Origin of the sequence: Rhizobium azibense (assembly GCF_004342325.1) — a bacterium.
Lineage (GTDB): Bacteria > Pseudomonadota > Alphaproteobacteria > Rhizobiales > Rhizobiaceae > Rhizobium > Rhizobium etli_B.
Genome location: NZ_SMBJ01000007.1, coordinates 217,505 through 231,929 on the forward strand (window position 1 = coordinate 217,505; position 14,425 = coordinate 231,929).

A 14,425-nucleotide genomic window follows, 5' to 3' on the forward strand; every position below is an offset into this window, starting at 1 on the left:
AATCACCGCGAGTCACCGATTCGTCGCTGATTCGTTCTCACGCTGTTCCGAATCCTAAAACAGTCACTTAGTGGCATTTCCTGAATCAAGTTTGCAGCTCATTTTAAAAAACGGCCCTTGCGTTTGGCCGGGCGGCTGTCCATGTGTTGTCTGCTTCGGAAACGTAAGCGCACTTGACCACGAGGCTCGCCGCCTCACTTGCATGGACAATGACACTGACATCGCAGCCCATGATACGGAGCGGGCGCGGCGTGACCGCGGTGCTCGGCCCCACCAATACGGGCAAGACCCACTACGCCATCGAGCGCATGGTAGCGCACGGCACCGGCGTGATCGGCCTGCCGCTGCGTTTGCTGGCACGTGAAGTCTATACGCGTGTCGTCGAAAAGGTGGGAGTGCAAAATGTTGCCCTGGTGACCGGCGAGGAGAAGATCTCGCCGCCGACTGCGCGCTTTTCGGTTTGCACGGTCGAAGCCATGCCGCGCGAAACCGGGGCCGCCTTTGTCGCGATCGATGAAGTCCAGCTTGCAGGCGACCTCGAGCGCGGCCACATCTTCACCGACCGTATCCTGCATTTGCGCGGCCGCGACGAAACGCTGCTTCTCGGCGCCGACACGATGCGGCCGATCCTGCAGCAACTGCTGCCGGGAATCACGGTCGTTGAGAGGCCGCGGCTTTCGCACCTCATCTACGCGGGTCAAAAGAAGATCACCCGTCTTCCTCAACGCTCGGCTATCGTCGCCTTTTCGGCAGATGAGGTCTACGCCATTGCCGAATTGATCCGCCGCCAGCGAGGCGGTGCTGCGGTTGTCCTCGGTGCTTTGAGCCCCCGCACCCGAAATTCTCAAGTTGCGCTCTATCAGGCCGGCGATGTCGAATATCTCGTCGCAACCGATGCGATCGGCATGGGTCTCAATCTCGATGTCGATCACGTGGCATTTGCGCAGGACCGCAAATTCGACGGCTACCAGTTCCGCAATCTCAATCCTGCCGAACTCGGCCAGGTTGCCGGACGTGCCGGCCGCCACGTCCGTGACGGCACATTCGGGGTAACAGGCCAGGTGCACCCGTTCGATGAGGAACTGGCGCAGCGGATAGAGGCGCACGAGTTCGAAAATGTCAGAGTCTTGCAGTGGCGGTCGAAAGAGCTTGATTTTTCGTCGATACAATCATTGCGGGCGAGTCTTGAACGGCCGCCGAGCGCTGAAGGTTTGACGCGGGCCTTGCCCGCCGTCGACCAGCAAGCGCTTGAACATCTGACGCGTTATCCGGAAATCATTGATCTGGCTACAAATCCGCAGCGCGTGGAGAAGCTTTGGGAAACTTGCGCGCTGCCCGATTATCGGCGTATCACCCCAGCACAACATGCCGACCTGATCTCGACGCTCTTTTCCGATCTTGTGCGCTATGGCACGGTGAACGAGCAGTTTCTCGCCGAGCAGGTGCAAAGGGCCGATCGCACGGATGGCGAAATTGACACGCTTTCGGCGCGAATCGCGCAGATAAGAACATGGACTTATGTGTCGAATCGACCCGGATGGCTTGCCGATCCGACACACTGGCAGGAAAAGACGCGGGAAATCGAGGATCGATTGTCCGATGCGTTACATGAAAGGTTGACGAAACGCTTTGTTGATCGCAGGACATCTGTGCTCATGAAGCGCCTGAGAGAGAATGCGATGCTGGAAGCTGAAATCAGTGTGAATGGCGATGTCTTTGTTGAAGGACATCATGTGGGGCAGTTGTCCGGATTCCGGTTTACCCCAATTTCGGGTGCGGACGGTTCGGACGCCAAGGCGATCCAAACGGCTTCGCAAAAGGCGCTTGCCCTGGAGTTCGAGGCACGCGCCGCGCGCCTCCATGCTGCAGGCAACAGCGATCTGGCGATCAGTGCCGACGGCCTCATCCGGTGGCTTGGCGATCCGGTTGCGCGCCTTGCTGGCAGCGAGCACGTCATGCGTCCTCGCGTCATCCTGCTTGCCGACGAACAGCTGACCGGAAACGCGCGCGAGCACGTCGCTGCCCGCGTCGAGCGCTTCGTCAATCACCACATCAGCATGGTCTTGAAGCCGCTCGATGATCTCTCGCGTGCGGAGGATCTGCAGGGCCTTGCCAAGGGCCTCGCCTTCCAGCTCGTCGAAAATCTCGGCGTGCTGTTCCGCCGCGATGTGACCGAAGAGGTGAAGTCGCTGGATCAGGACGCTCGCGCTTCCATGCGCCGATATGGTGTTCGCTTCGGCGCCTACCACATTTTCGTCCCGGCGCTTTTGAAGCCGGCTCCGGCTGAGCTCATCACGCTGCTTTGGGCCCTCAAAAATGACGGGCTCGAAAAACCTGGCTACGGCGACCTCATTCCGGTGCTGGCGGCAGGCCGCACGTCCGTCGTGACCGATCCGGGCTTCGAGCGCACGTTCTATAAGCTCGCCGGCTTCCGTTTTCTCGGCAAGCGCGCCGTTCGCATCGATATTCTGGAACGGCTTGCCGACATCATCCGTCCGTTGCTGCAGTGGAAGCCGGGCCAGGCGAACCGGCCCGAAGGCGCTTATGATGGCCGCCGCTTCACGACCACCACCGCGATGCTCTCGATTCTCGGCGCGACGCTGGAGGACATGGAAGAGATCCTCAAGGGTCTCGGCTACCGTGCCGATGCCGTGACGGCCGAGGATGCGGCAGCTCATCTTGCTACCCAGGATGCTTCCACGACCCCGGCAGCCGAAACCTCTGGCGAAGAGGTCGCCGACAAGGCCGATCACGACGATGCCGACAGCACATCGGAAGAAGCGGCTTCCGTGGCGCCGGCTGCAGAAGAAAAACCTGCTGTCGAACCGGCGGCGGCCGAAGCATCCGCGGCCGAACCTGCAGAAGCGGCAGAGCCTGTCGAACCGAAACCTGTCCTCCTGTGGCGCCTTGGCGGACGCAACGACAACCATCGTCAGGCACGCGGTGCGGGGGAACGTCGCGGCGGGGACCGTCAGCAGCAGGGCAACCGCCGTCAGGGCGGGGGTGAAGCAGCAGAAGGCAATCGTGGCGAAAGCCGGGACGGCAAACGCCACGAACGCGGCCGCGACGCAGGCAAGCCGAACCAGGCCCGTGGCGATCGCAACGAGCAGCGGGGGGATCGTCAAGATCGCGGCGACCGCAAGGATCGCAATGACCGCAAGGATCGCAACGACCGAAACAACAATCGCAACGGCTCGCAGCCGTTGCGCTTCGAGGCAAAGCCGCCACGCAAGGAAAAACCGATCGATCCGGATTCTCCTTTCGCAAAGCTCGCTGCCTTGAAGGAGCAGATGAAGAAGTAGCCGATGAGCGGGGAGACACAGCCAGGAAGCGGTTCGCGTCAGCGCATCGACAAGTGGCTGTTCTTCACGCGCATGGTGAAATCACGCTCCCTGGCGCAAGGCCACATCCAGTCGGGCCACGTTCGCATCAATGGCGAGCGCGTACAACAACCCAGCCAGACGGTGAAGGCGGGTGACCGCGTCGAGCTGGCGCTCGATCGACGGGACGTGGTTCTGATCGTGAAGGCATCGGGCGAGCGGCGCGGGCCATTCGAAGAGGCAAAACTACTTTACGAGGATCTGACGCCGCCCCAAGGTGAGACAAAACGTCTCACCCCCTACGAGCAGGCCGTCCGTTCGACCGGCGCCGGCCGGCCGACAAAAAAAGAGCGGCGCGCAGTAGACAGGCTGATCTCGGACGAGGATTAGAAAACTCTGTCCATCAGGACCTGATCGGCAGATCGTTTATTCTTGAAATTCGACCACAAAGCCGATACGTCACAGTCAACTTGCCGGACAGTGTGCTTGCCGCCAAAGCCTGTCCACGCTGTCCTCCGGCCAGGGGAAAGGCGCGACGTTCCAGGTTGCCCGGCCCCGCTTGCGTAAAAATCCTGGAGTTCTTCATGACCTATGTCGTGACCGACAATTGCATCCGCTGCAAATATACCGACTGCGTCGAAGTCTGCCCTGTCGACTGCTTCTATGAGGGCGAAAATTTCCTCGTCATCCACCCGGATGAGTGCATCGACTGCGGCGTCTGCGAACCGGAATGTCCTGCCGAGGCCATCAAGCCGGATACAGAGCCTGGGCTCGACAAGTGGCTCAAGATCAATGCTGAATATGCCAGCAGCTGGCCCAACATCACGGTCAAGAAAGAACCGATGGCGGAAGCCAAGGAGATGGACGGACAGCCCGGCAAGTTCGAGAAGTACTTCAGCGAAAAACCAGGTTCGGGCGATTGACGATTATCTGGCCGGCAGAGGGTTGAAAACGGAGCCGAAGCCGAGCGTAAACGTTTATAAAATGATGTGTTGATATGGGTGCCATGTGTTGCCCGCATGACTCATGTTAAGCAAATTATTGATTTCCTCATATTTTTATGATAGGTTTGCCATACTGATCCATTTGAGGCACGAAGCGTGCCCAAAACCACCACGAAAGCAAAAGAAATCCGTACGCGGTTCCCCGTGAGATATCAACGCCTTGAGCTGTTCGATCATTGATCGCGCGCAGGGAGATCTTTTGCTTCTGTCTGGTGGGACCAGAGTGAAGTCACCCGACGGAGCTGATCCGTCTCATCCGGGCCTGACTGACCCGGCTCCGGCCGCTGCCGGACGCGTAACAGGGAGTTTTTGATTAGCATGACGATCCAGCAGAAAAAACCTTCAGCAGCACGCCACGGCTTCAAGACCGGTGAATCGATCGTATACCCCGCTCACGGCGTCGGTAACATTACGGCCATCGAAGAGCAAGAAGTCGCCGGCATGAAGCTCGAGCTTTTCGTTATCGATTTCGAGAAAGACAAGATGCGCCTGAAAGTCCCCGTTGCCAAGGCAATGAGCATCGGTATGCGCAAGCTTTCAGAAACCGATTTCGTCGAGCGCGCCCTGAAGGTTGTGCAGGGCAAGGCACGTGTCAAGCGTACCATGTGGTCCCGCCGTGCACAGGAATATGATGCCAAGATCAATTCCGGTGACCTGATTTCCATCGCAGAAGTCGTTCGCGATCTCTATCGCGCTGACAATCAGCCGGAGCAGTCCTATTCCGAGCGTCAGCTCTATGAAGCGGCACTCGATCGCATGGCGCGTGAAATTGCGGCCGTGAACAAGATGTCTGAAACCGAGGCTGTCCGTCTCGTCGAGATGAATCTCAACAAGGGTCCGAAGCGCGGCAAGGCAATCGAAGAAGACGATTCGCAGGACGAAGCCGCTTGATACTGCCTTGTTTTCCTTAATAAAAAGCCCGGCCCACGTGCCGGGTTTTTTTATGGAACTTTTTCCGCTCAGCCGCGTTTAGACACAGAATGTGCGGATTACATCAGGAAATAGCTGCCTGATCGAACGTTCGCATTCCTGTCAACGTTCGATGAGGAGCGGATCATGCCTTCCACAATTTGCCAGGCCGGCAACTTGAAGAAAGAGGTCCACCCTTACCTGCCTATGACAAAGAGATAGGGCCTCCTCCTGAAAAATCCAGGAGCGGGGCCTTTTATGCATTCACACACTGGATTTGATCCGGGCGGGCTTGGTCCGGGAGTAACCTGTTTGTTTTCTTTCAAGGGCGCGAGGCCTGATTTTTTAGGAGACCGATATGAAGAACATGTCTGCAGACCGGCGCATGATCAAAATCGCCATGGCGGCTCCCTATCTTGCTCGTGAAGAAGAACATGATCTGGCCATTCGCTGGAAGGACAATGAGGATCGCGGCGCCCGCAACCAGATCGCGATGGCTCACATGCGTCTCGTCATTTCGATGGCGGGCAAGTTTCGCAATTTCGGTCTGCCGATGAGCGATCTTGTCCAGGAAGGTTATGTCGGCCTCCTCGAAGCGGCTGCCCGCTTCGAGCCGGAGCGTGAGGTACGCTTTTCCACCTACGCAAGCTGGTGGATACGCGCATCGATCCAGGATTACATCCTGCGCAACTGGTCCATTGTCCGCGGCGGTACGAGCTCCGCCCAAAAGGCTCTCTTCTTCAATCTGCGCCGTCTACGCGCCAAACTTGCCAGAGGCGACTCGCATCTTACCCTTCAATCCATCCATCAGGAGATCGCTGCTGCCCTGGGTGTCAGTCTTGCCGACGTCCAGACGATGGATGCGCGCTTGTCCGGCAATGACGCCTCGCTGCAGGCGCCCTCGGTTTCCGGCGATGCCGACAGCGCGGAGAAGATGGATTTCCTCGTCAGTGACGATCCGTTGCCGGACGAGCAGGTTTCCAACATGATTGACGGCGAACGTCGCCGCATCTGGCTGACATCGGCGCTGAAACATCTCAACGAGCGCGAGATGAAGATCATTGCGGCACGCCGCCTTGCCGAAGAAGGCGCAACGCTCGAGGAACTCGGGGCCGATCTTGGAATCTCCAAGGAACGCGTCCGCCAGATCGAAAGCCGCGCCATGGAAAAGTTGCGCAGCGCTCTTGTCAGTGCCGATCCCCACATGGCGGCTCACGCCTAAAGCTCTTACTTCCAGCAGCACGAACTGGCCCGGCGAAAGCCGGGTTCTTTTTTATTCGGAAATGATCTTCACGCGGTCGCCTGGCGAGACAGTGGCGCCCGTTGGCAGGGCATTGATCAGCTTGAAGAGATCGAGTTTGCGATCCGTGCCTAGCATACGCGCCGCCAGCGTTGCGACGTTTTCGCCGGGACGCACGCTGATGACCCGGATCCTCAGAGGCTTCAGCGTTGCCGCCTCCTGCGGTGTCATGCGGCGGAAGCTGGCCCGCAACACCTCTGCTGTCTGCTGCAAGGCGGCACTGCCCTTTGGAACCGCCGTCAGGAAGCGGAAGATCTGCGAATTATTGCGCACCACGGTCACGTCGAAATCCCATCGATCCGCGGTTGCACGGGCCGTTGCCGCTTCCATGCCGTTGACGGTGATCGGTCGGATCGTCGAAGGATCGAGGCCGGTGACCCAGCCGCTCGATATATAGTTTGTCAAGCTTTGGTTGTCGCTGTCGGCAACGCCGTCGAAGCGGATGGCCACGTCTCCCGGCCCGGTTGCCATGACGGCCTCGACCTTATTGTCGATGCTGAAATCCGGCGGCACGTCGAAGCGAATGCCGAGACCGCCGTGCAGGAAGGTCTGGCCGCGAACATAGCCCTCCTCCGGACTGTCGCCATAGAGAAGACCGTCGATGCCATCGAGATAATAGCCCCGGCCCTTGTCACCGACCGTCCCTTCCTGGCCAAAGGCGCGGGCGTGATTGCGCGCAAGATCGATACGCTGCACCGAGTTCGGGTGGCTCGAAAGGAAGTCCAGGCTTTGGTCGGCCTCGGGATCGGCGGACATGAAGCGGCTATAGGCCGCCATGGAATCGAGGAAGCGAGTGGCGGCGTAAGGATCGTAGCCCGCTTCGCCGAGCATGCGGACGCCGATCACATCGGCCTGCAGTTCCTGCTGGCGCGAGAAGGCGGCGAGACGCAGCTTGCCGCGGGCAAGCGCCTGCTTGCCGGCGATGTCGCTCGACAAAACCTCGGCCACCACGCGGCTCGCAATGACCTCCGCCTCTTCGCGCTTCTGGCGTTCGATGCCGTGATTGGCCGTAACGTGGCCCATTTCATGCGACAGCACGGCGGCGACCTCGGAAGCGTCGTTGGCAAGCGCCAGCAGCCCACGGGTTACATAGAGATAACCGCCCGGCAGCGCGAAAGCGTTGATTGCAGGCGAATTCAAGATCGTGATTCGGTAGGACTGGCTCGGATTCTCCGATACCGCCGTCAGCGCACCGGCAATGCGCGCAACGAGGCGTTCAGTCTTGGCGTCCTTGTATTCGCCGCCGTAGCTGGCAACGATACGCGGATGTTCGCGCGCGCCCATGGCGGCACGCGGATCATTCTTTTGCACTTCATCGACGATCTGCGGGCTGGAAGAGGGAGAGACCGTCGGCTGATAGGATTGCTCGAGGATCGACTGGCAGCCATTGAGCGCGACTGCCGCCGCAGACACCAGCAGCGCATGGCGGCTCCACCGGTATGGCGCAGAAAACACGTCACTGGAGGGCACAGGGCGTTTCCACGTCGTCATGCTGTCCAGCCTGGCTCTCCGAGTCATCTTGCTTTTCGGCCGGTTTGCCGCATGTCCGATCCGGCCGCTTCCAACGGGGTTCAACAGTCGTCCATCCCGGTTCTCGCACTGCAAAGCGGGAAGACACACGCTACTGCTGTAACTGATTTCCGCATCGGTTGCATAGCGAGACTCTGTTTAATTGTAGCGCCGTTGTATTTTAGCAAGCGTGGCGTCCAACGGTGGATCTTTCGCTCGGATGAAATTGTGGCGAAAGTGCCATCGCAATTATGAGATTCGTCAACCGTGCAGAAATCGCCTCAGCGCGGGCATATCTTCCCGCGCGAGATACTCGGTGAGTGGCGCGGCAAGAACAATCGCGCCTTTATCGATAAAGACGCCGAAATCGGCGATGCGGCGCACTTCGTCGGGATCATGCGAAACGATGATCACCGTGTTTTCGGTCTCCATGTGCAAACCAAGCAGCAGTTCGCTCATGCCTGCGCGCAGGCCCGGGTCAAGTGCTGCAAAAGGTTCATCCATCAGCAGAACGGCGCGCTTTCGCACAAGCGCGCGCGCAAATGCGGCTCGCTGCCGTTCTCCACCGGAAAGCGTTGCGGGCATTCGGCGTTCGAAACTGGCCAGGCCGACCTTCTCAAGCGCCCGGGAAATTTCTCTGCGATCTTCGGCGCCAAGCTTCAACGCCGGATCGATTCCCAGTCCGATATTGGTAAAGACATCCAGATGGGCAAAGAGATTGTTGTCCTGGAAGACGACCGAGACTGGACGTTCGGCCGGATAGGCGGCCGTTACATCGGCACCGTGCATCAGGACGCGGCCGCTGTCAGGCCGTTCAAAACCGGCAAGGAGATTGAGAAAGGTTGACTTACCGGCGCCGGAAGGGCCGCTCACCGCGACGATCCGGCCGGCCGGCAGACGGCAATCGAAACAGAAGGCGTGCGTGCCGAGCACCAGGCGCACGTCCTGCATTTCGATCTCGTCCTGATCAGCGCTCGCCATCGCCATTCTCCCGTCTCGGCTCGCCGGCCGTTCCGGCGATTGTCAGCAGCAGGCAAATGAGACCGAGGATCAGCGCAAGGCCGTCGGCATCGTTCGTCCGGTAGCTGCCCATGCGGCTGTAGATGAGCCAGGGCAATGTGACAAAGCCTTCGGAGCCGAAGAGGGCAACGGCCCCGAGATCGCCGAGCGAGAGCGCCATGGCGAACGACAAGGCGGTGAGCAGCGGCTTCTTCAAGGCCGGCCAATCGATGAATCTCAATCGAGCTAGGCTTGTAATCCCAAGGCTTGCGGCCAGTTTCTGCGTCCGGCGCTGATGCACGAGATAGGCCGGCTCCAGCACGCGCATGACAAAGGGAAGTGCCATCAGCATATTGATGAGAACGACGAGCAGGGCCGCAAAGCGCGTCGCATCGCCGAAAGCACGCAGTGCCATGAACCAGCCGGTTGCCAGTACGATTGGCGGCACGAGCAGGACCATCGACGATGCGCCGCCCATGGCTGAAAAAAAGATCCTGTCGGCAACGTCGCGCCGCCTCTTCGATACGATTGCATGCCGGGCACGAATCATGGCCATCGAAAGGACGATCGAGAAGAGGGCCGCCGAAAGCGAGATCGCAAAACTCATCCCGGCTGACTGCCAGAAGATCGGCTCCTGCAGCAGCTTTATGAGATCGGCGTCCAACCCGGCGGCGATGATCGACACCAGCGGAAGGCCGAGGAAAAGCACGGCGATCAGCAAGAGCAGACCGTCGGCCAGTCTGGCGCGCGGGCTTTTGCCATCGAGCCGCTTGATGCTTCTGCCTTCGGTAAGGCCCTCATCTCCGATCCGCGGAATAAATGCCATCGCACCGAGGATCATCGCCGTCAGCGCGATCTGAAGGAGCGACAAGGCGATTGCGCGGCCGGGGTCGAAATCGAAACGGAGCGACTGGTAGATCGCGACCTCGATCGTGGTTGCTGCAGGGCCGCCACCGAGGATCAGCACCAACGTGAAGCTGGTGGCGCACAGCATGAAGATCAAGCCGGCTATCCCGGGAATGAGCTGGCGGATCGCCGGCCATTCGACAAACTGGAAGACCGAGCCGGACCGCATGCCGAGGCCGCTTGCCATCAGCCAGTATTCGGCGGGCACGCGTTCGAGACCTGCAAGCATCAGGCGACAGGCAAGCGGCAGGTTGAAGAAGATATGGGCGAGAAGGATGCCGGTCAGCCCATAGATGCTGACCGGTTCGTCGAGCCCGACCTTCATCAGCAGCGAGTTCAACATCCCCTGCCTGCCCCATATCCCGATCAAGCCGAGTGCTCCGATCAGTACCGGCAGCCCCATGGGAACCGCCATCAGACGGACGATCCACACCCGCCCGGCAAAATGCGGCTGGCGGGCGAGCGCGCGTGCGACCGGAATCGCAAAGGCGATGGAAAGTGCGGTCGAAAGCAGCGCCTGCAGCATCGTGAAGCGCAGCACACGCAGAATATAAGGATCGAGAACAATGCCGAGGATTGCCGCGCTGCCCCCGGAAAAAAACAACGAGACCGCTGCAAGGCCGACAAAGAGCGCGATGGCGGCGAGGCTGATTGCCCCGCCGGTCAATGCACGCCGTCGTTCGGCTGCGGTCTCGAGCATCAGTTCATGCTCATCGCCGCAAGCCACTCGTCGATCCAGGCCCTGCGGTTCCTGGCGACTTCGTCGGGGCTCATCAGGAAGGTCTTTGCCGGATTGACGAGCGCGCTGAAGGCATCCGGCAGCGGCGTGGACGTTGCGGAAACGGGCATCATCCAGTTGTTCGTTGGGATGGTATCCTGGAAGCCCGGCGTCACCATGAACTTCAGGAAGTCGCGGGCGAGATCCTTCTCGGGTGCATTCTTCAATAGGCCAGCGACCTCGATCTGGATATAATGGCCCTCCGAGAAAGCTGCGGCCTGGTAGCGATCGGTATTTTCAGTCACCATGTGATAGGCAGGGGATGTGGTGTAGGACAGCACCATCGGCGCCTCTCCCTTGGTGAACAGGCCATAGGCCTCCGACCACCCGGGCGTGACGGTCAGGATGCGGTTCTTGAGCTTGTTCCAGGCTTCCGCCGCCTTGTCGCCGTAAATCGATTTGACCCACAACAGCAGGCCGAGGCCCGGCGTCGAGGTTCGTGGATCCTCGATGACAATCTTTTGCGAAGGATCACCTTCGACCAGATCCTTCATGCTCTGAGGCGGGTGCTTGATCGTTTGCCTGTCGTAGATGATCGCGAAGTGACCGTAGTCGTATGGAACGAAGACCTCGTCCACGAAGCCGCCCGGCACCTTGAGCGCGCTGACATCGACGCCGCTTGCGTCGAAAAGGCCGGTCTCCTTGGCTTCTGTCACGAGGTTCGTGTCGATGCCGAGGACGACGTCAGCCCTGGTGGAAGCTCCCTCGAGCTTCAAGCGCGAAAGCAGCGCGACGCCGTCGGCAACACTGACGAAATTGACCGTGCAACCGCATGTCTTTTCGAAAGCGGCCTTGACTTTCGGGCCGGGTCCCCATTCGGACGTGAAGCTTTCATACGTGTATATGGTGAGTGTCTTTTGCGCGGCGTGCGCGGCAGACACGCCGAGCGTCGCGGCGAAAAACGCTGCGGTCAGCGAAGGGATAATCGATGTGCGGCCGGACATGGCGCGCCTCCTCCTTGGGTTACTTTTGAACGGGAAAAGGGCGTTGGCGAATGTCACGCGTCTAATCCCTCCGCCGGTGTTATCCGGATCAGGTTCCGCGGGTTGGCTTAATGCCTCTCAGCCGGTATCCTTGCGGACGTCCAGGCACCCCGTTAGAGCGTCGGCAGATGTATCGCCATGACGGCCTTATGACAAGGGCAAGCACGCTGACGGTAGACCCTTTCCCTTGGCCCCTGCTTTGCGCTATGGGCAATGCGATGAGCCAATCCACTTTCACGATCCTGCTCGGCGGCGAACTCAGCCTGACCGAGCGCCTGCGTTCTGCCGTTTCAGGCAGCCGCTTCATCGCCGCCGACGGCGGGATGCGGCATGCAGCAGCGCTGGGCGTCGTGCCTGAGCTTTGGGTCGGGGATTTCGACTCGACACCGCCGGATCTGGAGGGGGCATTTCCGCACGTCCCGAAACAGCCCTACCCGGCCGCCAAGGCCGCAACGGATGGTGAAATCGCCGTGTCGGAGGCGATTGCCCGTGGCGCACGGCGACTTGTCCTTGCCGGTGCGCTCGGCGGAGAGCGCTCGGACCACGCGTTGCAGCACCTGCTTTACGCCGTCAGCCTTGCCGAACAGGGCTTCGACATTCTGTTGACCTCCGGAACGGAGGAGGCCGTGCCGCTTATCGCCGGTACGATCGAGCTCGATTTGCCGAGGAACAGCCTGTTTTCGGTATCCGGCTTCAGCGAGCTGCATGGTCTTTTCATCGAGAACGCCCGCTATCCGCTCATCGATTTTCATTTGCCCTTCGGCTCCTCGCGTACCATTTCCAACATTGCACAAGGCAAGGTCCGTTTCACGCTCGGCAGCGGCCGGGCGATCGTCCTTGCCCGCCCTGATGATTTTTCCGGAGTCTGATTTTTGGCCCCTCCCATCCTGAAACTCTACGATATCTTCCTACGCTTCGGCGGAACGCCTCTCTTGGCCGGCGCGAATCTGCAGGTCGAGCCGGGCGACAAGATCTGTCTGGTCGGCCGTAACGGCTCGGGCAAATCGACCCTTCTGAAGATTGCCGCAGGGATCGTTGAAGCACAATCAGGCGAGGTGTTCCGCCATCCATCCTCGACGGTGCGTTACTTGGAGCAGGCTCCGGATTTTGCCGGTTTCAATACGGTGCAGGCTTATGCCGAAGCCGGTTTGGGACCGGGTGATGACCCTTATCGCGTGACCTACCTCCTTTCGCATCTCGGTCTCACGGGCGATGAGGATCCGAAGAAGCTTTCCGGCGGCGAAGCGCGACGTGCCGCGCTTGCCCGCGTGCTGGCGCCTGAGCCGGATATTCTCCTGCTTGATGAGCCGACGAACCATCTCGACCTTCCGACCATCGAATGGCTGGAGGGCGAACTCCAAAAGAGCCGCAGCGCGCTGGTCCTGATTTCCCACGACCGCCGTTTCCTCGAAAGGGTCTCGACGGCGACCGTCTGGCTCGACCGGGGCATGTCGCGGCGGCTCGACCGCGGCTTTGCCCATTTCGAAACCTGGCGTGACCAGGTGCTCGAGGCGGAAGAACTGGAGCAGCACAAGCTCGGCAAGGCGATCGAACGCGAGGAGCACTGGCTGCGCTACGGCGTAACCGCGCGTCGCAAGCGCAATATGCGCCGCCTCGGCGAGTTGCAGACCATGCGTTCGCAGTATCGTGGCCACAAGGGGCCGCAGGGGACCGTGCAGGCTTCCGTGTCCGAGGCGCAGGAATCCGGCAAGCTGGTGATCGAAGCGAGAAAGATCACCAAGACCTTCGGTGACCGCCAAATCGTTGCGCCCTTCTCGATCCGCGTCAATCGCGGCGATTGCATCGGTCTGGTCGGACCAAACGGCGCGGGCAAGACGACGCTTCTGAAGATGCTGACGGGACAGCTCGCGCCAGACAGCGGCACGGTGAAGCTCGGGACCAATCTCGAGATCGCAACGCTCGACCAAAAGCGCGAAGATCTCGATCTGGAGGATACGCTCGCGCACTACCTGACCGACGGGCGCGGCGAGAACCTGCTTGTGAACGGGGAGCAACGGCACGTCACCGGCTATATGAAGGAGTTCCTGTTCCAGCCGGAGCAGGCGCGCACGCCGATCAAGAACCTGTCAGGCGGTGAGCGCGCGCGGCTGATGCTGGCGCGTATCCTCGCGCGCCCGACCAATCTTCTGATCCTCGATGAACCGACCAACGACCTCGATCTCGAGACGCTGGACCTGCTGCAGGAAATCGTCGCCGGCTTCCCGGGCACGGTCATCCTCGTGAGCCACGACCGCGACTTCCTCGACCGCACGGTGACCTCGACCATCGCACCCGCCGTCCCCGACGCGCCTGATGGACGCTGGATCGAATATGCCGGGGGCTATTCCGACATGCTTGCCCAGCGCAAGGGCGCAATGGAGGAGCGCAAGCAAGCCGACAAGGCCACGGAGAAGCCGAAAACCGGGACTGCTGCGGGCGTGGCAGATGTCTCCAGGGGCAAAGGCAAGCTCTCCTACAAGCAGAAATTCGCGCTCGAGACCCTGCCCAAGGAAATGGCCAAGGCAGAAGCTGAAATCGCCAGGCGCGAAGCAAAGATGGCCGACCCCGATCTCTTCAGCAAAGATACTGCCACCTTCAACCGGCTTGCGGCGGAAATGGAAAAGTTGCGCGACAGCCTGACGAAGATGGAAGAAGAATGGCTGGAGCTTGAAATGCTGCGCGAGGAGCTGGAGGGCTAGCGGCTCGAGGGTTGATGC

The 14,425-nt window shown here is 60.1% G+C and carries 11 protein-coding genes and 1 riboswitch; of the genes, 7 read left to right on the forward strand and 4 right to left on the reverse strand.

The features are described 5' to 3' along the window. The first annotated feature begins 209 nt into the window (after window positions 1-209). The 5 genes from EV130_RS19095 (at window position 210) to EV130_RS19115 (ending at window position 6,455) form a co-directional block, all read left to right on the forward strand. Window positions 210-3,302, forward strand: a complete 3,093-nt coding sequence (locus EV130_RS19095) for a helicase-related protein (RefSeq protein ID WP_074063377.1) — start codon at window positions 210-212, stop codon at window positions 3,300-3,302. A 3-nt stretch (window positions 3,303-3,305) separates the two neighbouring features. Continuing rightward, entirely contained in the window at window positions 3,306-3,710 is a 405-nt protein-coding gene (locus EV130_RS19100; protein WP_074062877.1) for an RNA-binding S4 domain-containing protein, read from the forward strand. 194 nt (window positions 3,711-3,904) lie between these two features. Beyond that, window positions 3,905-4,243: a ferredoxin FdxA gene (gene fdxA / locus EV130_RS19105; protein WP_074062876.1), complete on the forward strand. Its 339-nt coding sequence runs from the start codon at window positions 3,905-3,907 to the stop codon at window positions 4,241-4,243. Window positions 4,244-4,642: 399 nt separating this feature from the next. Further along, window positions 4,643-5,215 (forward strand): CarD family transcriptional regulator, encoded by a 573-nt coding sequence (locus tag EV130_RS19110; RefSeq protein ID WP_074062875.1) that lies wholly within the window; start codon window positions 4,643-4,645, stop codon window positions 5,213-5,215. Between the two features lie 376 nt (window positions 5,216-5,591). Continuing rightward, the gene (locus EV130_RS19115; protein ID WP_022717472.1) at window positions 5,592-6,455 is read left to right on the forward strand and encodes an RNA polymerase factor sigma-32; all 864 of its coding nucleotides are present in this window, start codon (window positions 5,592-5,594) and stop codon (window positions 6,453-6,455) included. Between the two features lie 51 nt (window positions 6,456-6,506). On the opposite strand, the gene EV130_RS19120 is transcribed toward EV130_RS19115, so the two are convergent. The 4 genes from EV130_RS19120 to thiB all read right to left on the reverse strand — a co-directional run bounded on the left by EV130_RS19120 (window position 6,507) and on the right by thiB (window position 11,669). Further along, window positions 6,507-8,051, reverse strand: a complete 1,545-nt coding sequence (locus tag EV130_RS19120; protein WP_074063376.1) for a M48 family metalloprotease — start codon at window positions 8,049-8,051, stop codon at window positions 6,507-6,509. A gap of 252 nt (window positions 8,052-8,303) precedes the next feature. After that, the gene (locus EV130_RS19125; protein WP_196776296.1) at window positions 8,304-9,023 is read right to left on the reverse strand and encodes a thiamine ABC transporter ATP-binding protein; all 720 of its coding nucleotides are present in this window, start codon (window positions 9,021-9,023) and stop codon (window positions 8,304-8,306) included. Then, complete coding sequence (gene thiP / locus EV130_RS19130) at window positions 9,010-10,647, reverse strand: thiamine/thiamine pyrophosphate ABC transporter permease ThiP (protein ID WP_074062873.1); 1,638 nt, start codon at window positions 10,645-10,647, stop codon at window positions 9,010-9,012. The genes EV130_RS19125 and thiP overlap by 14 nt, the downstream gene beginning before the upstream one ends. Then, on the reverse strand, window positions 10,647-11,669 hold the full coding sequence (gene thiB, locus EV130_RS19135; RefSeq protein WP_074062872.1) for a thiamine ABC transporter substrate binding subunit: 1,023 nt from the start codon (window positions 11,667-11,669) through the stop codon (window positions 10,647-10,649). Before thiB ends, thiP begins: the two co-directional genes overlap by 1 nt. 48 nt (window positions 11,670-11,717) lie before the next feature. Continuing rightward, a riboswitch (TPP riboswitch) is annotated at window positions 11,718-11,831 on the reverse strand. Between the two features lie 95 nt (window positions 11,832-11,926). Here thiB and EV130_RS19140 point away from each other — a divergent pair. Next, window positions 11,927-12,577 carry a thiamine diphosphokinase gene (locus EV130_RS19140; RefSeq protein ID WP_074062871.1) on the forward strand — a complete coding sequence of 217 codons (651 nt, stop codon included), beginning with the start codon at window positions 11,927-11,929 and terminating at the stop codon, window positions 12,575-12,577. A gap of 3 nt (window positions 12,578-12,580) precedes the next feature. Then, window positions 12,581-14,407, forward strand: a complete 1,827-nt coding sequence (locus tag EV130_RS19145; RefSeq protein WP_074062870.1) for an ABC-F family ATP-binding cassette domain-containing protein — start codon at window positions 12,581-12,583, stop codon at window positions 14,405-14,407. The last annotated feature ends 18 nt before the right edge of the window (window positions 14,408-14,425 follow it).

Excerpts from the sequence above, each read along its gene's own strand:
- EV130_RS19095 (WP_074063377.1), top strand. The coding sequence starts at position 210 with ATGACACTGACATCGCAGCCCATGATACGGAGCGGGCGCGGCGTGACC.
- EV130_RS19100 (WP_074062877.1), top strand. The coding sequence starts at position 3,306 with ATGAGCGGGGAGACACAGCCAGGAAGCGGTTCGCGTCAGCGCATCGAC.
- fdxA (WP_074062876.1), top strand. The coding sequence starts at position 3,905 with ATGACCTATGTCGTGACCGACAATTGCATCCGCTGCAAATATACCGAC.
- EV130_RS19110 (WP_074062875.1), top strand. The coding sequence starts at position 4,643 with ATGACGATCCAGCAGAAAAAACCTTCAGCAGCACGCCACGGCTTCAAG.
- EV130_RS19115 (WP_022717472.1), top strand. The coding sequence starts at position 5,592 with ATGAAGAACATGTCTGCAGACCGGCGCATGATCAAAATCGCCATGGCG.
- EV130_RS19120 (WP_074063376.1), bottom strand. The coding sequence starts at position 8,051 with ATGACTCGGAGAGCCAGGCTGGACAGCATGACGACGTGGAAACGCCCT.
- EV130_RS19125 (WP_196776296.1), bottom strand. The coding sequence starts at position 9,023 with ATGGCGAGCGCTGATCAGGACGAGATCGAAATGCAGGACGTGCGCCTG.
- thiP (WP_074062873.1), bottom strand. The coding sequence starts at position 10,647 with ATGCTCGAGACCGCAGCCGAACGACGGCGTGCATTGACCGGCGGGGCA.
- thiB (WP_074062872.1), bottom strand. The coding sequence starts at position 11,669 with ATGTCCGGCCGCACATCGATTATCCCTTCGCTGACCGCAGCGTTTTTC.
- EV130_RS19140 (WP_074062871.1), top strand. The coding sequence starts at position 11,927 with ATGAGCCAATCCACTTTCACGATCCTGCTCGGCGGCGAACTCAGCCTG.